Raw genomic sequence first — 24,438 nt, 5'->3', positions numbered from 1 at the left:
GAGGAGGCCTTTGGCAGAAAAAAAGCGCCCACCCGAGACCGGATGGGCGCCGCGCATTATTTGCCGCTGTACAGATTCAGATCGCCAAAGTGTTTTTTCTGGATCTCGGCGTACGTGCCGTCGTCGTGTAACGCTTTGATACCTTTATCCAAAAGCGCCTTCAGCTCTTTGTTACCTTTATTGATACCAATGGCGGTCTTGGATGGCAGCAGTTCGCTGTCCACCGGCTTGCTGACTTCATAGCCTTCGCCCTTTGGCGATTTCAGGAAGCCCAGCTCAGCCTGGAGCATGTCCTGGATCGCCGCGTCGAGGCGGCCGGAGGTCAGGTCGGCGTAGACCTGGTCCTGGTTCTGATAGGCCTGGGTCTTGACGCCAGCCTTGTCCAGCACGGCCTTGGCGTAGGCTTCCTGGATGGTGCCCTGCTCATAGCCGACGGTCTTGCCTTTGAGCGAGGCAACGTCTTCGCTCAGGCCCGAGCCCTTCTTGAAGACATAGGCCGTTGGGCCGGAGAACAGCTCGTTGGAGAAGTCGATGACTTTTTCCCGCGCCGGGGTCACGGTCATGGAGGAGATCACGCCGTCGAATTTTTTGGCCTTGAGGCCCGGGATCATGCCGTCGAAATCGCTTTCGACCCATTTGCATTTGACCTTCAGCTCTGCGCAGATCGCATTGCCCAGGTCGATGTCGAAACCGACCAGGCTGCCGTCAGCGGCCTTGGACTCGAACGGGGCGTAGGAAGGGTCGACACCAAAACGCAGTTCCTTGTATTCCTTGGCTGTGGCGACGCCAGCGGCCATGCACAACGCCAGTGCAGAAAGGGTCAGCAGTGCTTTTTTCATTATTGAGTCCCTAAAACCAATTTGAGCGCTTGTGGCGCGTAAGATTGTTACCGGTGAAGGTCTGAACGGTATGACGGCATAAAGGTAGCAATTTCCGAACCATAGTGCCGAACAAGTGTTTTAAAAGCACGGGCGGCGGGAGACGGAACGCAATGGTGCGCGGAGATGAGCGTACATCAAAAGTTGCACCAGGATGGCGCGGACTCTGCGTTTCTGTCGCTCGCAGAGTGCCTGCCGCTGCTGGGTAGCGATTAGCTGCGCAGGGGCCGGCCTTTGATGGGAAAGCCAGGGCGGCCTAACGGTTTTCGTCCCGTTTTTTCAAATCTCAGTATCGGATCTCAATGCGGGACTGCTGTGTGCGGTGTTGTTGGCAAGCGCTCGGCCAAGGGATTGCCCGGTCATTTCGACATACCGGTAGGTGAACATCGACACCAGAACGACCAATCCCACTACCAGCAAAGCGATGAGGTTATTGAGCGGTACGTTACCGAGGTCCAGGTAACGAGTCCCGTCGATCATCGGTGCAATGTCAACGCCAAGGATTTTTCTCGCCACCATAAACGCTGACACTACGCAAAACAGAACGGCCGCGTGGGTCAGGTAGATGGAATAAGACAACTTGCCGAGAAAACCGAAGCCACGTCGCGCCAACAACCGCGACACGGACCCGCCATCAAAGGCGAATATCACAACGATGACACCGAACACGGGGCTGGCCAACAGCTGCTTGGCTGCAAAATCGTTGACCACGAAAACCAGCGCCGCTGCCAGCGCCAGCACTTCAAGCGTTGTCAGCAACCAGGTCTGGGTCTGGTTGGGGCGGGGGAGCTTCACATACACGGTGTACGCCAGGCAACCGGTGAAAAAGTAAGCGAGGCCCCGGAGCGATTCGATGGTGAAGAAGGTATTGCCTGCATACATCAGCGCCAGGGCCACGAGTACCATCGTTGCCCACGCCCATGTCCGGATGCCGAAAGCGATGCCCAGGATAAGGGCGAAGATCATGTAGGTGTAATACTCGATACTGATGCTCCAAGACGGATAGTTGAACGACAGGGGATTAGTCAAATGCGTCCAGGATTGCAACAGCAGTGCATTTGGCAGAATTTCAGAAGGGGCGAACTTTCCTGAAAATGGCTCATTGTTGAAGTCCATGCCTTTTTGGGCAGCCATATACCTGCCGCACTCTAACAATATAAAAATAGCCAGCATAAAGAGGTGCAGGGGCAGCAAACGGAAGGTCCGTGTTATGAAGAATTTGCGAAAAATAAACTGTGCGGAGCTGCCATAGGCATGCATCAATACAAAGCCACTCAATACAAAAAAGAAAGATACGAATATTTCGGCATGGCGAAATAACAACCATTCGGTAAAACTTCCGCTGACGCGCAAGTGGTAGAGCATTACTGAAATCGCCATCAACCCCCTGAAACTGTCCAATGAGTGAAACCGCTTCTCTACGCGCATTTTTTCAGGCTCCCTTGCTAGTGTGGGGGCACGTCTCGGTTTCACTGCGATCACCCTACCGTCAGGGGATGGTCTCGCCCGGCCTCACCGTGGGGAAGCTGCCGCTCGCTCCCCGAATGACTGTTGCATAAAAGGGCCTGGCGCAGGCGCTGGATGGGAGACACTTAAATAAATTCACTGATCTGATGTCACGTTAGCAGTGCTCTTTAAAAGAGCAAGTCGGTTTTTTCTGGTCGTGATAAATAGACTCGTGACGCAATTACGGCGTCAGAAAAGCTGCTAACCTGCGGGACATCCATAGTTTTTTTAGAATCACATCACCCCGCACCAAAGCACATATATTTAAATGCGGTTCATCGTCGATTCGCACTATTTTTATCAGGCATGTTACATAGCGACTACTGTGTCAAACGAATGTGGCAGAGCGGGCGGCTAGCATTTCAACAAATCTTGAAGCGTCGCCAATGTGTCGGCCTCTTCGCTGCTCTTGTCCTGGCGCCAGCGCAACATTCGTGGAAACCGCACCGCGATACCACTCTTGTGGCGTTTAGACAGGGCGATGCCTTCGAAGCCCAGTTCGAACACCAGTGTGGGGGTGACGCTGCTCACCGGGCCGAACTTTTCCACGGTGGTCTTGCGCACGATGCTGTCGACCTGGCGCATCTCTGCATCGGTCAGCCCTGAATAGGCTTTGGCGAATGGCACCAGGGTGCGCTCGCGGCTGCCCGGCGGGTTGTCCCATACGGCGAAGGTGTAGTCGCTGTATAGGCTGGCGCGTCGGCCGTGGCCACGCTGGGCGTAGATCAGTACCGCGTCGACGCTGAACGGGTCGATCTTCCATTTCCACCACACGCCCATGTCCTTGGTGCGGCCTACGCCATACAGCGCGTTGCGGGCCTTGAGCATCATGCCCTCGACGCCGAGGCTGCGAGAGGCGTCGCGCTGCCGGGCGAGGTCGAGCCAGTCCTGGCCGGTGACCGTCGGCGAGGGCAACAGCACCGGGCTGTGAATACGGGCGATCAGCGCTTCCAGTTGCTCGCGGCGCTCGGCCTGGGGGCGGCTGCGCCAGTCCTCGCCTTGCCATTCCAACAGGTCGTAGGCCATCACCACCACGGGGGCGTCGTCGAGGATTTTCTTGCTCAGGGTCTTGCGACCGATGCGCTGCTGCAACAGGGCGAAGGGTTGCACCGCTGGTTGCAACGGCGCGTCCGGGTCGAAGGCGTCCTCGGTGACCGACTGGGGGGCTTTCCAGACCACGATTTCACCGTCGATCACCGTGCCGTCAGGCAACGCCTGGGCCAGTGAATGCAATTCCGGAAATCGCTCAGTGACCAAGTCCTCGCCTCGCGACCAGACCCACAAATGGCCGTCGCGCTTGATCACCTGGGACCGGATGCCGTCCCATTTCCACTCCACCTGCCAGTCGCTGGCCGGCCCCAGTAGGGTGTCGAATTGCTCCACTGGCGCGGACAACGCATGGGCCAGGAAAAACGGATAAGGCTGGCCGCCGCGCTGGGCATGTTCATCGTCGGACTCGGCGGCGATCAGCTTGAGGTAACTGGCGGCCGTGGGGCGATGGGACAGATCGGTATAGCCCACCAGCCGCTGGGCCACCCGTTTGCTGTCCAGCCCGGCCATGGTCGCCAGGGCCCGGGTTACCAATAGCTTGGACACCCCAACCCGGAAGCTGCCAGTGATGAGTTTGATGCACAGCATCAGGCTCGGCCGGTCCAACTGCGCCCACAGCGCTGGAAGCCGTTCAGCCAGGACGTCGGGCGACTCTCCGCGCAATGGCAGCAGTTTCTCTTCGATCCACAGCGCCAGGCCTTCATCGGAGCTGTGGGGCGATTCGGGCAATACCAGCGAAATGGTTTCGGCCAGGTCGCCCACGGCCTGATAACTTTCCTCAAACAGCCATAGCGATAACCCGGATACCTGGACCGCCAGCTCCCGCAGGATTTTTACCGGCACCAGCTGCCGCGGACGCCCGCCGGAGAGGAAATACACGGCCCACGCCGCGTCCTGGGGCGGGGCCTTGGTGAAATAGTCCTGCATGGCGGTGAGCTTGGCATTGCTGGAAGTGGTGGCGTCCAGTTTGGCGTACAACTCGGCGAAGGCTTTCATGGCTCCTCCTCACCGCTGTCGATGGCCGTGGCGAGGTCTTCTTCGTCGTCGCCGTATTCGGTGGTGAATCCCTGGGCATTGAGGCCTTGCTCGCACAAGTGGCGCACCAGCACGGCAACTGACCCGTGGGTGACCATGACCCGTTCGGCGCCGGTCTGCTCGATGGCCCAGAGCAGGCCTGGCCAGTCGGCGTGGTCGGACAGCACGAAACCCCGGTCGACGCCGCGCCGCCGACGTGTACCACGCAGGCGCATCCAGCCGCTGGCGAAGGCATCGCTGTAGTCGCCGAAACGGCGCATCCAACTGCTGCCCCCGGCAGAGGGCGGGGCGATGATCAGCGCCTGGCCCATGATCGGGTCGTTCTTCTTGATATCACCGGCATAAATCGTTGGCGGCAGATAAACCCCGGCCTCGCGGTAGACCCGGTTCAGCGGTTCCACCGCCCCATGGGCCAGGATCGGGCCGAGGCTTTCATCAATGCCGTGAAGAATCCGCTGGGCCTTGCCGAAGGAATAACAGAACAACACGCTGGCCCGGCCGGCGGCGATGTTCCCGCGCCACCACTGGTTGATCTCGTCGAAAATCTGCGCCTGGGGCTGCCAGCGGTAGATCGGCAGGCCGAAGGTGGATTCCGTGATGAAGGTGTGGCATTTCACCGGCTCGAACGGGGTGCAGGTGCCGTCGGGTTCGACTTTGTAATCCCCCGACGCCACCCAGACCTCGCCTTGATATTCCAGCCGTACCTGGGCCGAGCCCAGCACGTGGCCGGCGGGGTGAAAGCTCAAGGTCACGCCATGATGCGACAGGCGTTCGCCGTAAGGCAGGGTCTGCAGGTTGATGTCCTGGCCCAGGCGTGACCGCAAGATACCTTCGCCGGGTGCCGCTGCCAGGTAATGGTGGTTGCCGCCGCGGGCATGGTCGCCGTGGGCGTGGGTGATGACCGAGCGTTCCACCGCCCGCCACGGGTCGATGTAGAAATCCCCGGGTGGGCAGTACAAGCCTTCGGGGCGGGCAATGACAAGATCCATGCAGTCACCGGAGCGATGGGCTTGTCAGGTAGAGGCGACGGCGGGGGGAGAAGTTCTATCGGGTTTTTCGGGGTGCATGGGCTGGCGCCATCGCGAGCAAGCTCGCTCCCACATTGGCTTTGTGTTGAATCGCCATACCGAATTCAACACGACCCCCTGTGGGAGCGAGCTTGCTCGCGATGACTTCAGTCCAGACAACCCAGCACCCGTGGCGAGGGAGCAAGCTCCCTCGCCACAAAGTCCTGGGCTGCAGTTATTTGCCAGGCACCAGGGTCAATCGTGTCTTGCCATAGGCCCGATCAAAGTTCTGCGATTGCAACGGCAGGCTCTGGTACTGCCCCTTGATCCACGGATCAATGCCATTGGCATAGTGTGGGCTGACCGGGTTGCCGGACTGGCCAGCACCGTCCTGGATCATCAACGGCTCGGGCTGGCCGAAGTCGACGATAAAGCGCATGGCCGGCGCCAGGGTGGTGGTGAAATCCTGCCCCCAGGCGAACGCCGCCGTGTTGAGTGTGGTGGCGTCGCCACCGGCTGGCAGCGGGCCGCGTACGATCTGACCGTTGCTGTTCTTCCAGGCGCTGCGATGCAATTGGCCCCATTGCCAGGCCTTGTGGTCACCGCCCAACTGGCTGTCACCGGCGCTGATGGTGGCGGCCAGGCTGCGAGCCAGGATGACGGCCTTGTCTTCTTTCTGGGGTGTGCGCACATCGTCCCAGAACGGGCTGTCTTCCCGCCCCAGCAGATGATCGGCCTGGGCCGAGTAGGACAATTGGCCGTTGGCGACTAGCGCCTGCCATGCCGGGCTGCTGTCCGGGCCCAGCTCGTCGAGGAAAATCTGCTTCATGCTTTCCTGCAGGAACAGCTCGTAGATCGCCGCGTCGGCGGAGGTCGGGCTGAGCCGGCCATCGAACGCCATCAAACGGGTATAGGCCTCGCGAGCCTTGGCCCGGTCAGCCACCGGCAGGGCTTCGATGGCCTGTTTGAGTGGCTGGGTCATGCCCGGGGCTTCGAAGACTTGCTTGAGCTTGGCCGCGAGCGTCGTGGTCTGGTCGTATTGCATGGCGGTCAGGCTGCGGGTGTCGTGCTTGCCGGCGCCGGCCAGTTCGGCCATGCGTTCGCCACGCTCCGGCGAAGCCCAGGAATTGGACAGCTGCATGCCGTAGCCATGGGGAATGACCCGTTGATTGGCCGTGCCGAGCCAGCCCTGGGCCGGGTCTTGATCGTAGGGGTGCAGCATCGGGTCGGCGTAACCGTCCCAATCGTAGCGACCGTCCCAGCCCGGCGACGGCAACAAGCCTTCACCTTCACGGCGGTTCGGGTAGCGACCGGTGACTTGCCAGCCGATATGGCTGGCGTCGGCAAAGACCAGGTTCACGGCCATGGCGCGGATTTCCCGGCTGGCATCGGAGGCTTTCTCGACGGTCTGTGCCCGGGACAGGTCGAAGAAGGCGTCCAGGGTCTTGTCGTCGCTGAAGCTCGGCGTCTGCAAGGCCAGGCCAAAGCCGTTGGCCATGGCCGGGCCCTGGGCACTGTTGAGCAGCGGGCCGTGGCGGGTTTCGAACACCGCTTCGCGAATCGGCCGCTGGCCTTTGATGAAATAGGTTTCGTTGCGCACGATCGCCGGTTGCCATTTGCCGTTGACCTCGTAGGACAGGCCATTGCCCTGGCGGCGGATTTTTTCCAGGAACAGGTCCTGGTTGTCCCCCAGCACGCTGGTCATGCTCCAGGCCACTTTGCCATTGAACCCGGCCAGGATCATCGGGATGCCCGCCACGGAAACCCCGGCCGCCTGGTACTTGGGCGCACGGATCTGTACCGGGCTCCACAGCCCCGGCATGCCCAGCGGCCCGTGACTGTCGCTGGCCAACAAGCTCTTGCCGCTGCGGCTGCGTTGCGGCGTTATGGCCCAGTTGCTTGAAGACGCAGCACCCAACAAGTTCAGCCCGATCAATTGATGGGTGGCCTTGCTGATTTCGTTCAGGCCCGGGATCTGGCCATTGAGGCGCAGGCCCTGGAGTTTGTCGGCCTCGGCCACGGGCAGTTGCTCGTCCGGGTAGGACGGGCTCAGCCAGGCGAGTTTATCGTTGGTGACGGTTTGGGCCAGCACCAGGTTGGCGATTTCTTCCGGCAGGTTGGCCGACTGGCTGAAATTCAGCAGGCAGAACATCAGCGCCGAATCTTCCGGTTTCCAGTATTCGGGTTTGTAACCGGTGGCGGCCAGGTCCGACGGCAACTTGTCGCGGTAACGGAACAGGTAGGCGTTGACGCCCCGGGCATAGACTTCGAAGAAGCGCTTGAGCCGCGGCGAAGACGCCTTGTACAGCTCGTCGGCGTTTTTCTTCAGGTTGACGGCGCGCATGTAGCGGTCGACGTCCAGCCGCTCGGCGCCGGACATTTCCGCCAATCGACCCTGGGCCAGCAGGCGCAGGGTCACCATCTGGGTGATGCGATCGCTGGCGTGGACGTAGCCGAGGGTGAACAAGGCGTCATGGAAGCTGTTGCTTTCGATCAGCGGCATGCCCGTGGCGTTGCGGCGGACGGAGACGTTCTGCGCCAGCCCCTTGAGCGGCTGCACACCGGACGTGGGCGGGACCGTGTCCTGGGCATTCCAGGTCTGGCATCCGCTCAAACCGAGCACACTGGCTACCGCGGCGGCAACACCGAGCCGGGGGATGAGGGAAATAGAGGCTGGCGAGGCCATGGCAAAGCTCCTGCGGGAGGGGGGTGGCACCAATAAAGGCGCTACGTTAGTGAGCAGGCGGGGGCCGCGCAAGCGGGGGGAGGGTTATTTGTTGATTTGGCGATGAAAGCCCGTGGCCGGGTCATCGCTTTTGCGCGAAGGCTTGCCTGTTGGAAGAGGTGATGCTCAAGTGTGGACCATTCAAAGACCGAGCAAGAGAAGACTGGCATGGAGCTACAGAACGACGCAGCGCTGATCCTCATCGATCAACAAAAAGGCATCCTTCACCCCAGGCTCGGCCCTCGGAACAACCCCGAGGCAGAGCTGCGCATGCTGGAACTGCTGGCTTTCTGGCGACACACGGCGCGACCGGTGATTCACGTCCATCACCTGTCCCGCTCGCCGGACTCGGTGTTCTGGCCGGGGCAGTCGGGGGTGGAGGTCCAGCCACGGTTCGAGCCGATGGCCGGGGAATGGTTGGTGCAAAAACAGGTGCCGGATGCGTTCAGTGGCACCCACCTGGAGCAAGACCTGCGCAAAGCCGGTATCAGGCAACTGGTGATCGTCGGCGTGGCGACGCACAACTCGGTGGAGTCCACGGCGCGTACGGCTGGCAATCTGGGATTCGATACCTGGGTGGCCGAGGACGCCTGCTTTACCTTCGACAAAACCGATTACTTCGGCAACGCCCGTTCGGCAGCCGAGGTGCATGCCATGTCCCTGGGCAACTTGCACGGGGAGTATGCGACGGTGGTTGGTGTGAAGCGGATTTTGCAGGCGGGCTGATACATAAGCAGTGAATGTACCGGCCTCATCGCGAGCAAGCTCGCTCCTACAGTGGATTCTGCGGTGATCATTGGATATCGCCTCACCGCAATTGCCCTGTGGGAGCGAGCTTGCTCGCGAAGAGGGCGAGTCAGGTTAATCACTGCCAACTGGCCCACCGCATTCGCGAGCAAGCCCGCTCCCACAGGAGTCAGTGGTGAGACAAGGCTTGGCGAACGCCGGGAACCCCTGTGGGGAGCGAGCTTGCTCGCGATGACGGTCTAACAGGCGAAAAAGTATTGCGCCCAGCCCCTCAAGCCCCGTGGCACTTCTTGAATTTCTTGCCGTTGCCGCACGGGCAAGGGTCATTGCGGCCGACATCCTTCAGGGCGTTGCGCACCGGTTCCTGGTGGGCGTGGCCGCAGTTCGGGCCGTGGACGTGGCCGTGGTCATGGTCGTGATGATGGTCGTGATCATGGTTGCAATCAGGGCCGTGGACGTGGGGTTGCTGGGTCATCGGGGTTACTCCGCAATAAAATCGGCGGCGATTATCACGCCATTGCGCTCAAGGTGCACGTAGTGGGCGATGAATAATCCGGTTTCCAGCTCACCTTCCAGACGATAGGGGATCTGTTCCCGGGGTTTCTCCAGCAGCTTCACCACTTCCCGCACCTGTGGCCACAGGTTGGTGCGCACCGGCACCTTGAAGTAGGCGCTGTGCTTGGGGCGCACGGTGAACCAGTGTTCATGCTCACCTTCGGTCAGCAGCAGGTCGCCCAGGTGAATGCGGTAAGTCAGGCCACGAACAGTGAGGTCGCTGTCGCCGGGGTTGTCGACGCGAAAGTGCAGCATGAACTTCTGTTCCACCAGCCGGGCCCGCACCACCTCGACCTTGACCAGGTGCACCTGGGGTTCCGGGGCTTCTTCACCTCGCCAGGATGCACAGCCGCCGAGCCCAACGAACAGCAGCAGGCAGGTGATGCGTAGCAAGAATGATGAAGGGGTCATGTCCGTGCCTCTGGTTTATCTCCAGTCTAGCCCTATGGGCCGATGCACGAGCGTCGGACGTTTCCTAAAATCAGCGATTGAAGTAACCGGCGCAGCACTTCTTGAACTTGTGCCCGCTGCCGCACGGGCAGCTGTCGTTGCGTCCTGTCTTGACCGGCACGGTCGGATCGATGAAGTACCAGCGTCCGTCGTTCTGCACGAACGAAGACTGTTCACGGTGGCTATGCTCGCCCTGGCCGTCGTGCCAGCGTGCGGTGAACGTGACGAAGGCGTGTTCCGGTTGACCGCCGAACACTTCGCTGCTTTCCACGTTCAGTCCCAACCATGTGCTGTTGGCGCTCCATTCGCTGATGGACTGGCGATCGAGGCCTTGCTGCTGGGCGGGCAGGGTGGTGGCGACCAGATAATCCACCAGGCCCAGCACATAGGCGCTATAGCGCGAGCGCATCAAGGCTTCGGCGCAGGGCGCCGGGTGACCGTCATGGTAGTGGCCGCAGCAGGCCTCCAGTGAGTTGCCACTGCCGCAGGGGCAAATGGGTGAGTGCGAGCTTGTGTTCACGGTTACCACCAATATTTTCCAAAGTTTTCCGGGTTGGCCCAAAAACGTGAGTTGAGCCAGTCGGGGACCTGTTTGTATTCAAGCAGATCGTAGGTGAACAGGGTCAGCACCTGGTCTTCGCGCTGGAATCGCTCACTGGCTTGCAGGGCCAGGGAAAAAAAGTCCGTCTCTTGCCAGCCGCAGGCGTTGAGGTCGGCCAGCACGGCGATGCGGCTGGCGTTGAGATTACGGATGCCGCCCAACAGGTTCAGACCCTCGCGCTTGGGCAAATGCTCCAGGCAATCGAGCGCCAGGGCCAGGTCAAAACGTCGCGCCGCCACGTCCGCCGGCAACGCGCCGGGGCCGGCATGGATCACTTCGGTGTCGGGGTGGGCCTGCTGGAATGCTTCGAGTGCGGGAAAGCCGCTGGCACCGATCAGCAGCAGTGTTTTTGGGGCATAACGGTCAAGCACGGCGGCCAGGGCTTGCTGGGGCGTACGTGAAGAAATGGCAACGGTCATCGAAGTTCCTCAGTCAGAACCGCCACGATAGCCTGCCCGGACAGCATGGCCTAGAGCGGTTTGTCCCTGAATGTGCGCAAACGTCGCAAACACGGGGCGAAAACCCGCAATTACCCAGGCTGGCGCAGATTCGAAGTCGGGTCTTTACTCCCCTGAATCGGCGACCAGCCGATCCCTCAAGGAGAAAACCCGATGAGCATAGTTCGGACAGCGTTACCCCTGGTTCTGCTAACCAGTGTGTTGACTGGTTGCGCAGGTTTGCAGAAAACCGACTGGCCGACCTGTGCGGCCGTCGGCGGTGCGATCGGCGCGGGATTAGGTGCCATAGAAAGTACTTCCTGGGCTGGCGGCGGCGCGCTGTATGTTGGCGGCATGGCGGCAGCTTATTGCTGGGTCAAGGGCGACGGCGACGAGGATGGCGATGGCGTGCCGGACAGCCGCGACAAGTGCCCGGGCACACCGAAGGGCGTGCAGGTCGATGCCGACGGTTGCCCACCACCCGCCCCGGTGCCGATGGTCGAAGAAGCGGTCGTGGTCAAGGAAGAAACCATCGTGATCCGCGACGTGCACTTTGAGTTCAACAAAGCCACGCTGACCCCGGCCGACAAAGATGTGCTGAGTACGGTCGCCACCCGGCTGAAACAGGAAACGTCCACCGCGCAACTGAGTGTCACTGGCCACACTGACAGCGTCGGCAGCGATGCCTACAACAAAAAACTGTCGCAGAAGCGAGCCGATTCGGTGGTGCAATACCTGGTCCAGAACGGCGTGCCGCGTGCCAGTTTTGTCTCGGTGTCCGGTGCCGGTGAGAGCCAGCCGGTGGCCGATAACAAGACCGCTGACGGCCGTGCGATGAACCGCCGCACGGAAATCAGGATAAACCGCTGAAACCCCTGTCATCCGCGGCTTGTAGAGTTGCGGATGCGGGTCTTTACTCCTGTGTGACCGGTATGGGCCGGTAACACAGGAGCCTTCACCATGAACGTTCTAATCAGGTCCGCCTTACCGGTACTGCTGGCGAGCAGTCTGTTGTCCGGTTGCGCCACTCACAGCGACGGCAGCGCACCCCTCAATCAACGCACCTGGCCAATCTGTAGCCTGATCGGCGGCCTGGTCGGCGGCGGGTTGGGGGCCATTGAAAGCAGCGGTTGGGCCGCCGGTGGCGCCGCATTGGGGCTGCTGGGCGGTGGTTTGATCTGCTACGCCCAGGATGGCGATGAAGACGACGACGGCGTGTTCGACCGCCGCGACCGTTGTCCCGATACTGCGGCCAATACACCGGTCGAGCATCACGGTTGCCCAGTGCCGCAATACCCGGCCAGTGCGCCGCCGGTCGAACCGCAAGCACCGGCCAGCGAGGTCATCACCCTCAACGACGCGGGCAAGGTGCTGTTCGATTTCGACAAATCCGACCTCACCGCAGAGGCTCGAAGCCAGCTCGATGGGCTGATGGGCAAGCTCAGCCATGCCAATGTCGCCAGTATCCGGGTGGTGGGCCACACCGACAGTGTCGGCACGGATGCCTATAACCAGGGGCTGTCCGAACGTCGGGCCAGCAGCGTCGTGGAGTATTTGCTGACCCAGGGCCTGGCCCCCGACAAACTCACCAGCGAAGGCAAGGGCGAAAGCGAGCCGGTGGCCGACAATGAGACCGACGAAGGGCGGGCGCAGAACCGTCGGGTTGAATTGCATATCCAGCGCTGAGGCGCGGCCCAGGGCTGCCGGGTCGTCGGGAGGGCGATCCGGTGGCCGAGGCTCGGGTTAGATTAAATTTGCCGGGCCCTCTGGCTTATCCGGCGCGCAAGCCGTTACTGTGCGCGCAAAGAATAATGCTTGATCAGGGGGGCGTATGAAGGTGTTTTGGGGGCTGGGGCGCTTGTTGACCCTGCTGTTCTGGCTGGTGGTGCTGGTCAATCTGGTCGTGCCGTTCGTCCATCCGCTGCATCTGCTGGTCAATGTCGCCGGCGCGTTTTTGCTGGTGCTCCATCTGCTGGAGCTGCTGTTGTTCAGGGCCAGTTTCCGTGGCCGCCCCGCGCCTGGACGTGATCGCCTCAGAGTGCTGCTGTTTGGCATCTTCCACCTGCAAACCCTCCCGACCGCGCCAGAGGCTTCCCATGCGTAAATTGTGTCTGCTTGCCGCACTCGTATGTCCGTGGGCTTCGGCCCAGGTGCTCCAGGTCGAAGGCCATTCGTTGATGCGCCTGCCCAACACCACCAGCACCCTGACCTTGGAACGCCTGGACGTGGCCGATTACGGCACGCTGCTGGTGCCTTCCAATGTCACTGAACTGACCATCGACCAATTGCATCTGGGGCGTGAGGCGCGGATCGCCATCGTGCCGGCGCAGCAGGTACTGGAAATGAAAGTGGCCCAGGCTGAATTGGCCGAGGGCAGCCAGATCACTTCACGTGGCGCACCGGGGACCTACACCAAGGCCGCGCGGCCGGGACGCGATCTCAACCTGCGTTTCAAGGTGTTGAACGCGCCGTTGTTGTCGGTGGATGCTCGCGGCGGCACCGGTGCACCGGGTTACGTTGGCCTTGACGGTGCCAATGGCCAGGCGCCGGGTTGCACCTGGGGTTCGGCCGGTCGCGGGGCCGACGGCAGCAATGGCAGCGATGGCCAGCCGGGAGCCGCTGGAGCGCAGGTGCGCCTGGAACTGCCCCTGGCTTACCCGGCCGAGCAGATCAAGGTGACGGTGGACGGCGGTGCCGGTGGCGCGGCGGGGCACGGTGGCAAACCCGGGGCGGGAGGCAAGGCCAAGGGCTGCCTGGTCTATACCGCGGATGGCGGCAAAAGCGGCCGTCCTGGCGCTGATGGCCAGCCAGGGCCTGCCGGAGCGGCGGGGACGGTGACGGTGCAGCGGTTCTGAAGAAAATCTAATCCCGACCTGTGGGAGCGAGCTTGCTCGCGATGGCGTTGTGTCAGCCGATCAAGTATTGCCTGACGTGCCGCCATCGCGAGCAAGCTCGCTCCCACAGGGTTCGGTGCGCTATTTTCAGAACATCGGTCGCGCCGCGCCAATCGCCACCACCAGCAACCCGATCAACAGATTGATCCCCACCAACCGCCGGATCTTCCCTAGCACTGCCGCCCCCGCCGGCCAGTCCTGCGCCGTCACGGCGTTACGCAACGCCGGCAGTTGCAAGCTCTGGATGCGGATAAACAGCGCCGTCATCACCACATACAACCCCATCATCACCTGCACATAACGCGGCGCGGTTTCGAAACCGGCGAAGCGCAGATGGATCAGGCCTACGCCGCTGATCGGCAAAAGTACGACCGCGACCCAGACCCAGACAAAAAAACGCTGAAACACTTCTACCCATAGCTTGAGCCGGGCAGGGCCCTCAAGCGCCGTCATTGCGGCGGGGCGCAGGATCATCCAGGCGAAGAACATGCCGCCGACCCAGACCAGGGCCGCCAGTAAATGCAGGGTGTAGACAAGGGCAAAGGGTGTCATTGGGTTACTCCGTTCTGCGCAGGATTCATTAGCGGGGTATGATAGCCGCCGATCCGAACCACTGAAAATTTATCCAGCGTTTTTAGCGCCCGACCATTCATGATCAGCACCGAACTCAAAACCACGATCCAGGGCGCCTATTCGCGTTTTCTCGAAGCCAAGAGCCTCAAGCCGCGATATGGCCAGCGCCTGATGATTGCCGAAGTGGCAAAAGTCCTGGGTGACATCGACACCGACGACGAAGGTCGGCGCAGCGGCGAGCCTGCCGTCGTGGCGGTGGAGGCCGGCACCGGTACCGGCAAGACCGTGGCCTACAGCCTGGCGGCGATTCCCACCGCCAAGGCCGCCGGCAAGCGCCTGGTGATCGCCACGGCCACCGTCGCCCTGCAGGAGCAGATCGTCTACAAGGACCTGCCCGACCTGATGCGCAACAGCGGGTTGAGCTTCACGTTCGCACTGGCCAAAGGCCGCGGGCGCTACATGTGCCTGTCCAAGCTCGACATGTTGCTCCAGGAAGGCCATGCCCAGACCGCCACGGCCCAGTTGTTCGAAGAAGAAGGCTTCAAGATCGAGGTGGATGAAGCCAGCCAGAAGCTGTTCACCAGCATGATCGAGAAGCTGGCCGGCAATAAATGGGACGGCGACCGCGACAGTTGGTCCACCGCCCTGGAAGACGCCGACTGGTCCCGCCTGACCACCGACCATAGCCAGTGCACCAACCGCCACTGCCCGAACTTCGGCCAATGCGCCTTCTACAAGGCCCGCGAAGGCATGGGCAAGGTCGACGTCATCGTCACCAACCACGACATGGTCCTGGCCGACCTGGCCCTGGGCGGCGGTGCGGTGCTGCCGGATCCGCGCGACACGATCTACGTGTTCGACGAAGGCCATCACCTGCCAGACAAGGCCATCGGCCATTTCGCCCATTACACCCGGCTGCGTTCCACCGCCGATTGGCTGGAAACCACCGCCAAGAACCTCACCAAACTGCTGGCCCAGCATCCGTTGCCGGGTGACCTGGGCAAGTTCATCGAGCAAGTGCCGGAGCTGGCGCGGGAAATCAAGACGAACCAGCAGTTCATGTTCACCGCGTGCGAGCAAGTGGCCGATTTCAAGCCCGGCGAAGACGTCGAGGGGCGCGAGCGGCCACGCCACCGGTTTGTCGGAGGGGTGATCCCCGAGCACATGCGCGAAATGGGCATCGAGCTCAAGAAAGGTTTCGCGCGCCTGACCGACCTGTTCACGCGTCTGACCGATCTGCTCAAGGAAGGCATGGATGGCGAGGTCAACATCGGTATTGCCAGCAACCAGGCCGAGGAGTGGTACCCGCTGTTCGGCAGCCTGTTGTCCCGCTCCCAGGGCAACTGGGAGCTGTGGACGGCCTTCACCGCCGAAGACCCGGAAGACAACCCGCCGATGGCGCGCTGGCTGACCCTGGCCGAAAGCGGTTCGCTGTTCGACATCGAGGTCAATGCCAGCCCGATCCTGGCGGCGGAAATGCTGCGTCGCAACCTGTGGAACGTGGCCTACGGCGCGTTGGTGACGTCCGCCACGCTGACCGCCCTGGGCACGTTCGACCGCTTCCGCATGCGCGCCGGCCTTCCGAAGAAAGCCGTGACTGCAGTGGTCCCGAGCCCTTTCCATCACGCTGACGCCGGTGTGCTGCGGGTGCCCGACCTCAAGGCCGACCCACGGGATGCCCCTGCCCACACTGCGGCGATCATCCGCGACCTGCCGGAATTGGTGGAAGGCTCCCGGGGTACCCTGGTGCTGTTTTCCTCGCGCAAGCAGATGCAGGACGTGTTCGATGGCCTCGATCGTGACTGGCGCAAGCAGGTGTTCATCCAGGGCAACCTGTCGAAGCAGGAAACCCTGAACAAGCACAAGGCCCGGGTCGATGGTGGGGATTCCAGCGTGCTGTTCGGCCTGGCGAGCTTCGCCGAAGGCGTGGACTTGCCCGGCGCCTATTGCGAGCACGTGGTAATCGCCAAGATCCCCTTCTCGGTCCCCGACGACCCGGTGGAGGCGGCGCTGGCCGAGTGGATCGAAGCCCGCGGTGGCAACCCGTTCATGGAAATCTCCGTGCCGGACGCTTCGCTGAAGCTGGTCCAGGCGTGTGGCCGCTTGCTGCGTACCGAAGAGGACCGCGGCACCATCACCTTGCTCGACCGCAGGTTGGTGACCCAGCGCTATGGCAAGGCGATCCTCAATGCATTGCCGCCGTTTCGGCGGGAGATTTCCTGAGGCTGCTGCGATTTTGTAGCGAAGAAATGTAATTGTGGGAGCAAGGCTTGCCCGCGATGAAGGTACCTTGGTTTCAGAGAGACCACACAGGCCTCATCGCGGGCAAGCCTTGCTCCCACAGGTTTCTCTTGCACAGGGACATGCTTAGCCAGCCGTCTTGCGGCGGTTCCCAAAACCCTGAATGGCTGAAACAATGCCAGTCACCTTAAAAGTGTTTGTTTCAAGGGAGTTACGGGTGCAAATTCAAGGCCATTACGAACTTCAGTTCGAGGCGGTGCGTGAAGCGTTCGCGGCGCTGTTCGATGATCCCCAGGAGCGCGGCGCGGCGTTGTGCATCCAGGTGGGCGGCCGCACGGTGATCGACCTGTGGGCCGGTACCGCCGACAAGGATGGCCATGAAGCCTGGCACAGCGACACCATCGCCAATCTGTTTTCCTGCACCAAAACGTTCACCGCGGTCACGGCCCTGCAACTGGTGGCCGAAGGCAAGTTGCAGCTGGACGCTCCGGTAGCCCGCTATTGGCCAGAGTTTGCCGCGGCCGGCAAGCAATCCATCACCCTGCGCCAACTGCTCTGCCACCAGGCTGGGTTGCCAGCGCTACATGAATTGCTGCCGCCCGAAGCGCTTTATGACTGGCAAGCCATGGTCGATGCCCTGGCTGCCGAAACACCTTGGTGGACACCGGGCGAGGGCCACGGTTATGCCGCAATCACTTACGGCTGGCTGGTGGGTGAGTTATTGCGCCGGGCCGATGGGCGTGGCCCGGGGGAGTCCATCGTGGCTCGCATCGCCAAGCCGTTGGGCTTGGATTTCCACGTCGGTCTGGCCGACGAGGAGTTTCATCGCGTGGCCCATATCGCCCGCGGCAAAGGCAACGCTGGCGATGCGGCGGCCCAGCGCCTGCTGCAGGTGACGATGCGCGAGCCCACGGCCATGACCACCCGGGCCTTTACCAATCCACCGTCGATTATGACCAGCACCAACAAACCGGAATGGCGACGCATGCAGCAACCGGCGGCCAATGGCCACGGCAATGCCCGTAGCCTGGCCGGGTTCTATGGGGGGCTGCTGGACGGCAGCCTGCTGGAAGGTGAAATGCTCGACGAACTGACTCGCCAGCACAGCTTTGGCGAGGATAAGACATTGCTGACCCAGACCCGTTTCGGCCTGGGTTGCATGCTCGACCAACCGGATGTAGCGAACGCGACCTACGGCCTTGGCCCGCGGGCGTTCGGTCATCCGGGGGCCGGGGGCTCCATCGGGTTTGCCGATCCCGAACATGATGTCGCGTTCGGCTTCGTGACCAACACGCTCGGGCCTTACGTCTTGATGGACCCGCGCGCGCAGAATCTTGCGCGGGTGTTTGCCACTTGTCTATAAAGCGCCATTGAAGGCCATGGACACAGGAACCTCGTGTCCTTTTCAGTTTCAAAGCGTCTGTTTATGCGGCCAAAACATGGCCTTGTTTTTTCATTTAGATCATTTTGTGGATATCCAATGTCATCGAATAAAACTCTCGCTCTGGCGCTGTGCTTCGCTATCACCGGTTGCGCACAAACCCCACAAAATGATGCCGAGGGCAGCAGCGGCTGGTGGCCGTTCGGTTCTTCCGACAAGGTCGCGGCCAAGGAAACGGCGCCAGCGGCGCCCCTGAAACCAGCTGCCGTCGCCCCGCAAGCCAAGGCCGAGAGCGCCAGCCACTGGTGGTGGCCGTTCTCTTCCGAGGAAACCGCCGCGGACGCCGCCAGAAAAGTCGAAGCAAAGGCAGAAGCGCAAGCCAAGCCTGAGGCCAAGGCGCCGGCAGCGGTTGCCAAGGCCGAAGCCGAAAGCAACGGCAAGTGGTGGTGGCCGTTCGGTGGCAAGGATCAGGAAACCGCCAAGGCGGTGCCGATGCCCGATCCTAAAGTCACCCAAGCTTGGCTCGACGACTACGAGCCGAAGCTGCGCACCGCCATCAAGGACAGCAAGCTCGAACTCGAGCGCCGCGATAACGTGCTAGTGGTTACCGCGCCCGTGGACGGCTCTTTCAACCCGGACCGTCCGGCCATGCTGCTGCCTGTGACCCTCGGCCCGTTCACCCGTGTGGCGAAGATCCTTGAAACCGACCCGAAGACTGCCGTGCTGATCCTCGGCCACGCCGATACTTCGGGCGCTGCACCGGCCAACCTCAAGCTCAGCCAGGAGCGTGCCCAGTCCGTGGCGGCGATTTTTCGCCTCAGCGGCCTGCAACGCGATCGCCTGATGCTGCGCGGCATGGGCGCAGTGGCGCCACGTGCGGCCAACGACAGCGTTGAGGGCCGCGCCTTGAACCGTCGTGTGGAATTGCTGGTCACGCCGGCCAACACCATGGTTGCGCTGCTGAGCAAATACAACATGCCGGCCCCGGCCCCAGTGACGATGGTTGCAGCCCAGGATGCGAAGCCTGTTGCCCCGGCGCCTGCGCCTGCGGCTAAAAAAGCAGTGGCCTCGACCACCAAAGCCTCGGCCAAGAAAGCACCGGCCAAAAAAGCCGCGACCAAGGCGCCTGCAAAGAAGGCCCCGGCCAAGCCCGCTACCCCAGCGAAGAAACCCCAACCGGCCAAAGCCGCCACCGATACCAAGAAAGTCGCGGCCACCGATACCTCGAAGCAGTGATGGGCTAACACAAGGAACGCGCCATGACCCAACCGCTGGCTGATATGCGCCGCGACTACACCCGCGACGGCTTGACCGAGGCGCAAGCCCCGGCCGAGCCGTTTGCACTGTTCCACCAATGGTTTGCCGACGCGGTGAAAACCGAGCAGGCCCCGGTGGAGGCCAACGCCATGACCTTGGCGACGGTGGACGCAGAAGGGCGCCCGCATTGTCGGATCCTGCTGCTCAAGGGCCTGGATGCCCTGGGATTCACGTTCTTCACCAACTACGACAGTGCCAAGGGCCAGCAACTGACCGCGAATCCGTTCGCGGCCATGACGTTTTTCTGGCCGGCCCTGGAACGCCAGGTGCGCATCGAAGGCAAAGTGGTCAAGGTCACCGCGCAAGAGTCAGACGCCTATTACCAGGTTCGCCCGCTGGGCAGCCGCCTCGGCGCCTGGGCGTCACCCCAGAGCCGGGTGATTTCAGGGCGTGCGGAGCTGGACGATTTGCTCAAGGCCACCGAACAACGCTTCAGCGACAGCCAACCCCACTGCCCTGAGCATTGGGGTGGTTATCGTTTGCTGCCCGAGCGCATCGAGTTCTGGCAAGGCCGTCCCAGTCGCCTGCATGACCGCCTCAATTACCGCCTGCAAGGGGCGGGCTGGGTTCGCGAGCGCCTGGCGCCTTAGGGGGATAACCTGCCGCAGCGGTTTGCAGCCATTGCGGCAGGTCCCGACGCTTGATGCCTTGCTCCCGGGCGCGGGCCAATTGTTGCAGCATGTAGGTCTTTTTCTGCTCATCCTGCCCCGCCAGCGACAACGCCAGGTCGCGGTCGATCCAGCGTCTGATCCGCACGTACAGCCACCCGTGGAAGTACAGGCCGGCCACGGTGGTGACGACGATGATGAAATAATCCATGAAAAAATCCCTGGGTTGATGACGCAGGTTTCGTAAATTGGCGCTACTGTTTGGTGAATTTTTCCGGTGCGCCTGTATCCCACCTGAATGAAAACAATTTTATCCCGGCGAGGCCGTGACAGGCGTCAAGCTGCGGAGTTTAATGAATCCCTGTCTTTTGGAGTTGATGCTATGCGTAAGTCTGTTTTGCTGGTTGCTTCCTTTTCCACGATGGCGATGTTGCTTACTGGCTGTCAGTCGAGCCTGACCGGTGACTCCTACTCCCGTGACGAAGCGCGTCGCGTGCAGACGATTCGCATGGGGACTATCGAATCCCTGCGTCCGGTCAAGATCGAAGGCACCAAGACCCCTATCGGCGGTGCGGCGGGTGCTGTGGTCGGTGGTGTCGGCGGCAGTGCCATCGGTGGTGGCCGTGGCAGCATCGTCGCCGCTGTGATCGGTGCTGTGGCGGGTGGCTTGATTGGCTCCGCTACCGAAGAAGGTTTGACCCGTACCCAGGGTGTGGAAATTACCGTTCGTGAAGATGATGGCAGTATGCGTGCCTATGTGCAGCAGGTTCAGGAGAACGAGGTGTTCCGTGTGGGTGAGCGGGTTCGTATTTCCACTGTGGATGGTACGAGTCGCGTATCGCACTAAGCTGGAATTGCTAAGAGAAAACGGCGCTTTTTCCTGAAACGGGAAGGCGCCGTTTTTTGTGTCTTCGTTTCGGGGAGAGGGCGGCGTACATATCCGTTTCTTCGGTAACGGCTGCTTAGGGTTCCGCCCTGACGGCGGCTCACTTTTGAAGAGCGCAAAAGTAAGCAAAACGCTTCTGCCCCACCACTCGGTGCCTCGCCTAGGCTCGGCATGCCTGAACGAAGGCATCGCTCCGTGGGCCGCCGCGAAGGGCCATCCATGGCCCAGCGCGGCTAACCCGGCATCCATGCCGGGTTGCCCACTGCGCAATACCTTCGTTCAGCCATCGTGGTTTACGGGGCGCCCCAGATCAACGTCCACCGCGAGGCGGCCTGATAGCCGACCTGGTTCTGGGGGGACCGTGTTTCCCCTGTGGAATGAGTGTGGGAGCGAGCTTGCTCGCGATGGCGGTGGTTCAGTTGCATGGATGTTGAATTTGCCGGCTTCATCGCGAGCAAGCTCGCTCCCACAGGAGAAACGCGACCCCACCCAGAACCAGGTCGGCTATCAGGCCGCCTCGCTTTTGTTCTTGATCTCGGGCGCCCCATTAACCACGCTGGCCGAACGCAGGCATTGCGCAGTGGGCATCCCGGCATGGATGCCGGGATAGCCGCGCTGGGCCATGGATGGCCCTTCGCGGCGGGCCCACGGAGCAATGCCGGAGTGAGGGCACACCGAGCCTAGGCGAGGTGCCAAGTGGTGGGGCAGAAGCGTTTTGCTTACTTTTGCGCTTCTCAAAAGTGAGCCGCTGTAAGAGCGGAACCATAAGCAGCCGTTACCGCAGCAACGGATATGCACACCCCTCCTGGCAGCGAGGAATCAGCCAGGCAATGCAGGCTGCTTACGACTGGCCGCCGCCGTCACCGCATAACCCAACAACGCCGCCAGGATCGACCCAGTAAGAATCCCCATCCGGTCCATGCCCGCGTAGTCACTTACGCCAGGCTCGAACGCCAGGGACCCGACAAACAAGCTCATGGTGAACCCGATACCGCACAGGATCGCCACCCCCAATACCTGGCCCCAGTTGGCGCCAAGGGGCAGGCTGGCGATGCCGATCTTCACGGCCAGCCAGGTCAGGCCGAAGACGCCGACAGTCTTGCCCAGCAACAGGCCAATGGCGATGCCCATCGGCACGTCATGGGTGAAACTCTCGACAGTGATGCCACTCAGGGACAGGCCGGCATTGGCGAAGGCGAACAGCGGCAGGATGCCATAGGCCACCCAGGGGTGCAGGGCATGTTCCAAGGTGAGCAGCGGCGAAGTCTCGGCGTTTTTCGTGCGCAGCGGGATGCAGAACGCCAGGGTCACCCCGGCCAACGTGGCATGGACACCGCTCTTGAGCACGCAGACCCAGAGGATCAGGCCCACGACCATGTAGGGGCCGAGCTTGACCACACCCATCCGGTTCATCGCCACCAGCGCGGCAATGCAGGCGGCCGCCAGCATGAGCGACAAGGTCGACAGGGCGCCGGAATAGAAGATGGCGATGATGATAATGGCGCCCAGGTCGTCGATGATCGCCAGGGTCATCAGGAACAGTTTGAGCGATACCGGCACCCGCTTGCCGAGCAAGGCCAGCACGCCGAGGGCGAACGCGATGTCGGTGGCCGTTGGAATCGCCCAGCCCGCGAGGGCGGCCGGATTGTCGCGGTTGAGGAACCAATAGATCAGGGCCGGTACCACCATGCCGCCAATCGCCGCCGCGCCCGGCAGGACGATTTGCGAAGGATTCGACAGCTGCCCATCAAGAATCTCGCGTTTGACTTCGAGGCCGATGAGCAGGAAGAACAGCGCCATCAGACCATCGTTGATCCACAGCAGCGCCGGCTTGGCAATCTTCAGTGCCCCGACCTGAGCCACCACGGGCGTGTCCAGGAAGTCCGTATAGAGCCAGGACAGTGGTGAGTTATTCAGTATCAGGGCCAGCACGGCAGCGGCGATCAAGAGCAGGCCACCGGCGGCTTCCAACTGAAGGAATCGTGTCAAAGTGCTACGAATTGGCAAGGTAGCTCTCCATTATCAGAATCAAAAAGATGGCACACCCTAACCCGTACTGTTAGTTGTTAAAACAAAAGTTATATTCTTTTTTGTTATATGACGTTACAAGGCCTGCGCCACGCAATCGGCAGTTACGGGCCATATTGGACCTTAGCTGTATCTGTGCGTGATGTCGGTTTTTTCCTAAGCTGGCGTCTGGTTTTTCCGAACGTCAGCCGTGCCTGCACGACCGCGTGATCTCCCCACGCCGAACCGATCCAGTGAGAAATACACCATGAACGACCACCGCCAGTGGGCCCGTGAAGCGATCCGCATCATCGAGGCAGACTTCCAGCGCAGCGCCGATACCCACCTGATTCCGCTGCCGCTGCCTGGCCTGCCGGGCATCGAGCTGTATTTCAAGGATGAGTCCAGCCATCCCACTGGCAGCCTCAAGCATCGGTTGGCCCGTTCGCTGTTTCTCTACGCGTTGTGTAACGGCTGGCTCAAGCCCGGTGCGCCGGTGATCGAGGCCTCCAGCGGCTCGACGGCGATTTCCGAGGCTTACTTCGCCAGGTTGTTGGGCTTGCCGTTCATTGCGGTGATGCCGGCGACGACGTCCAGGGAAAAAATCGCACAGATTGCCTTCTATGGCGGCCAGAGCCACCTGGTGGATGATCCTACGCAGATCTACGCCGAATCCGAACGCCTGGCCCGTGAGCATGACGGACATTTCATCGACCAGTTCACCTATGCCGAGCGCGCCACGGACTGGCGAGCCAATAACAACATTGCCGAATCGATCTTCCAGCAGATGCGCTTCGAGCAGCATCCGGAGCCCACCTGGCTGATTTCCAGCCCCGGCACTGGCGGCACCACGGCCACCCTGGGACGCTATGTCCGTTACCGCCAGCACGGCACCCGCGTGCTGTGTGCCGACGCCGAGCGTTCGGTGTTCTTCGACTACTACCGCAGTGGCGACGCCAGCCTGCGCCTGGATTGCGGTTCGCGCATCGAGGGTATCGGCCGGCCGCGAGTCGAAGCGTCGTTCCTGCCGAAAGTCATCGATGCGATGGTCAAGGTGCCGGACGCCTTGTCGCTGGCGGCCATGCATTACCTGGCCCAGCGCTTGGGACGGCGGGTCGGCGGGTCCAGCGGCACCAACCTGATCGGCGCACTCATGGCGGCCCGGCAGATGGCAGATGCGGGGGAGTCGGGGTCGATCGTGGCGATTTTGTGTGACGGTGGCGAGCGCTACGCCACGACCTATTACGACCCGGCCTGGCTCAAGGCCCAAGGCTATGAGTTGAGCGGGTTGATGGACATCGTGGCGGCAAGCGTGGAGCGCGGGGAGGCACTGCCGGAGAGTGTGTTGCGGGCGAACATCTGAATCTTGAAAACCCCGGGATCCCTTGTGGGAGCGAGCTTGCTCGCGATAGCGGTGGATCAGTCAACATCTGTGTTGAATGCCAGGCCGCCATCGCGAGCAAGCTCGCTCCCACAGGGTCATGCTGTTACTTGGGCCTGGGTTGGCTTGAATGAACAGCATTGGCGCTCCAAGAGCCCT

Annotated in this window: 23 protein-coding genes; 11 read left to right on the top strand and 12 right to left on the bottom strand. The window is 61.6% G+C overall.

Features of this window, described 5'->3' with window-relative positions; genetic code table 11:
* Positions 1–56 precede the first annotated feature (56 nt).
* From AB4N80_RS28055 to AB4N80_RS28035, 5 genes are all read right to left on the bottom strand, one after another.
* Positions 57–839, bottom strand: a complete 783-nt coding sequence (locus tag AB4N80_RS28055) for a transporter substrate-binding domain-containing protein (protein WP_122565391.1) — start codon at positions 837–839, stop codon at positions 57–59.
* 318 nt (positions 840–1,157) lie between these two features.
* Complete coding sequence (locus AB4N80_RS28050) at positions 1,158–2,306, bottom strand: acyltransferase family protein (protein ID WP_460079965.1); 1,149 nt, start codon at positions 2,304–2,306, stop codon at positions 1,158–1,160.
* Positions 2,307–2,738: 432 nt separating this feature from the next.
* Entirely contained in the window at positions 2,739–4,430 is a 1,692-nt protein-coding gene (locus tag AB4N80_RS28045) for an ATP-dependent DNA ligase (protein ID WP_122565389.1), read from the bottom strand.
* Positions 4,427–5,458 carry a ligase-associated DNA damage response exonuclease gene (locus tag AB4N80_RS28040; protein WP_122565388.1) on the bottom strand — a complete coding sequence of 344 codons (1,032 nt, stop codon included), beginning with the start codon at positions 5,456–5,458 and terminating at the stop codon, positions 4,427–4,429. The genes AB4N80_RS28045 and AB4N80_RS28040 overlap by 4 nt, the downstream gene beginning before the upstream one ends.
* A 253-nt stretch (positions 5,459–5,711) precedes the next feature.
* Positions 5,712–8,162, bottom strand: coding sequence for a penicillin acylase family protein (locus tag AB4N80_RS28035; protein WP_460079961.1), 2,451 nt, complete (start codon positions 8,160–8,162; stop codon positions 5,712–5,714).
* Between the two features lie 207 nt (positions 8,163–8,369).
* On the opposite strand from AB4N80_RS28035, the gene AB4N80_RS28030 reads away from it, so the two are divergent.
* Positions 8,370–8,927, top strand: a complete 558-nt coding sequence (locus AB4N80_RS28030; RefSeq protein ID WP_122565386.1) for a cysteine hydrolase family protein — start codon at positions 8,370–8,372, stop codon at positions 8,925–8,927.
* 292 nt (positions 8,928–9,219) lie between these two features.
* Here the strand turns inward: AB4N80_RS28030 and AB4N80_RS28025 are convergent, their stop codons facing one another.
* From AB4N80_RS28025 to AB4N80_RS28010, 4 genes are all read right to left on the bottom strand, one after another.
* On the bottom strand, positions 9,220–9,423 hold the full coding sequence (locus tag AB4N80_RS28025) for an SEC-C metal-binding domain-containing protein (protein WP_003198420.1): 204 nt from the start codon (positions 9,421–9,423) through the stop codon (positions 9,220–9,222).
* A 5-nt stretch (positions 9,424–9,428) separates the two neighbouring features.
* Complete coding sequence (locus AB4N80_RS28020) at positions 9,429–9,914, bottom strand: LEA/WHy family protein (RefSeq protein ID WP_122565385.1); 486 nt, start codon at positions 9,912–9,914, stop codon at positions 9,429–9,431.
* A gap of 70 nt (positions 9,915–9,984) precedes the next feature.
* Complete coding sequence (locus tag AB4N80_RS28015; protein WP_205929590.1) at positions 9,985–10,473, bottom strand: YchJ family protein; 489 nt, start codon at positions 10,471–10,473, stop codon at positions 9,985–9,987.
* Positions 10,474–10,475: 2 nt separating this feature from the next.
* Positions 10,476–10,973, bottom strand: coding sequence for a DUF6231 family protein (locus AB4N80_RS28010; protein WP_122565384.1), 498 nt, complete (start codon positions 10,971–10,973; stop codon positions 10,476–10,478).
* A gap of 192 nt (positions 10,974–11,165) precedes the next feature.
* Here AB4N80_RS28010 and AB4N80_RS28005 point away from each other — a divergent pair, with 192 nt between their 5' ends.
* The 4 genes from AB4N80_RS28005 to AB4N80_RS27990 all read left to right on the top strand — a co-directional run bounded on the left by AB4N80_RS28005 (position 11,166) and on the right by AB4N80_RS27990 (position 13,846).
* Positions 11,166–11,861, top strand: coding sequence for an OmpA family protein (locus AB4N80_RS28005; RefSeq protein ID WP_122565383.1), 696 nt, complete (start codon positions 11,166–11,168; stop codon positions 11,859–11,861).
* A gap of 90 nt (positions 11,862–11,951) precedes the next feature.
* Positions 11,952–12,677, top strand: coding sequence for an OmpA family protein (locus AB4N80_RS28000; protein WP_122565382.1), 726 nt, complete (start codon positions 11,952–11,954; stop codon positions 12,675–12,677).
* Between the two features lie 145 nt (positions 12,678–12,822).
* The gene (locus AB4N80_RS27995) at positions 12,823–13,095 is read left to right on the top strand and encodes a DUF1145 domain-containing protein (protein ID WP_063322681.1); all 273 of its coding nucleotides are present in this window, start codon (positions 12,823–12,825) and stop codon (positions 13,093–13,095) included.
* Positions 13,088–13,846 carry a collagen-like protein gene (locus AB4N80_RS27990; RefSeq protein WP_354339729.1) on the top strand — a complete coding sequence of 253 codons (759 nt, stop codon included), beginning with the start codon at positions 13,088–13,090 and terminating at the stop codon, positions 13,844–13,846. Before AB4N80_RS27995 ends, AB4N80_RS27990 begins: the two co-directional genes overlap by 8 nt.
* A 126-nt stretch (positions 13,847–13,972) precedes the next feature.
* Here AB4N80_RS27990 and AB4N80_RS27985 read toward each other — a convergent pair whose 3' ends face one another.
* Positions 13,973–14,437, bottom strand: a complete 465-nt coding sequence (locus AB4N80_RS27985) for a DUF2269 family protein (RefSeq protein WP_122565380.1) — start codon at positions 14,435–14,437, stop codon at positions 13,973–13,975.
* Positions 14,438–14,536: 99 nt separating this feature from the next.
* Here AB4N80_RS27985 and dinG point away from each other — a divergent pair, with 99 nt between their 5' ends.
* From dinG to pdxH, 4 genes are all read left to right on the top strand, one after another.
* Positions 14,537–16,681: an ATP-dependent DNA helicase DinG gene (gene dinG / locus AB4N80_RS27980; RefSeq protein WP_122565379.1), complete on the top strand. Its 2,145-nt coding sequence runs from the start codon at positions 14,537–14,539 to the stop codon at positions 16,679–16,681.
* A 235-nt stretch (positions 16,682–16,916) separates the two neighbouring features.
* On the top strand, positions 16,917–18,062 hold the full coding sequence (locus AB4N80_RS27975; RefSeq protein WP_460079953.1) for a serine hydrolase domain-containing protein: 1,146 nt from the start codon (positions 16,917–16,919) through the stop codon (positions 18,060–18,062).
* A gap of 117 nt (positions 18,063–18,179) precedes the next feature.
* A complete protein-coding gene (locus tag AB4N80_RS27970) occupies positions 18,180–19,316 on the top strand; it encodes an OmpA family protein (RefSeq protein ID WP_305482857.1) in 1,137 nt (378 codons plus the stop codon).
* Between the two features lie 23 nt (positions 19,317–19,339).
* Positions 19,340–19,987: a pyridoxamine 5'-phosphate oxidase gene (gene pdxH, locus AB4N80_RS27965; RefSeq protein ID WP_122565376.1), complete on the top strand. Its 648-nt coding sequence runs from the start codon at positions 19,340–19,342 to the stop codon at positions 19,985–19,987.
* Here the strand turns inward: pdxH and AB4N80_RS27960 are convergent.
* Complete coding sequence (locus AB4N80_RS27960; protein WP_122565375.1) at positions 19,935–20,216, bottom strand: hypothetical protein; 282 nt, start codon at positions 20,214–20,216, stop codon at positions 19,935–19,937. The genes pdxH and AB4N80_RS27960 overlap by 53 nt on opposite strands.
* Positions 20,217–20,387: 171 nt before the next feature.
* On the opposite strand from AB4N80_RS27960, the gene AB4N80_RS27955 reads away from it, so the two are divergent.
* Entirely contained in the window at positions 20,388–20,852 is a 465-nt protein-coding gene (locus AB4N80_RS27955) for an outer membrane lipoprotein (RefSeq protein ID WP_003184697.1), read from the top strand.
* Between the two features lie 858 nt (positions 20,853–21,710).
* Here the strand turns inward: AB4N80_RS27955 and nhaA are convergent.
* On the bottom strand, positions 21,711–22,898 hold the full coding sequence (nhaA, locus tag AB4N80_RS27950; RefSeq protein WP_460079949.1) for a Na+/H+ antiporter NhaA: 1,188 nt from the start codon (positions 22,896–22,898) through the stop codon (positions 21,711–21,713).
* 268 nt (positions 22,899–23,166) lie between these two features.
* Between nhaA and AB4N80_RS27945 the strand changes: the two genes are divergently transcribed.
* Positions 23,167–24,261: a PLP-dependent cysteine synthase family protein gene (locus tag AB4N80_RS27945; RefSeq protein ID WP_122566878.1), complete on the top strand. Its 1,095-nt coding sequence runs from the start codon at positions 23,167–23,169 to the stop codon at positions 24,259–24,261.
* Positions 24,262–24,438: the final 177 nt, after the last annotated feature.

Source organism: Pseudomonas sp. H3_A02 (assembly GCF_054671965.1).
The sequence above is the reverse complement of the archived record's forward strand: the minus strand, read 5'-3'. Positions and strand labels throughout refer to the sequence as shown.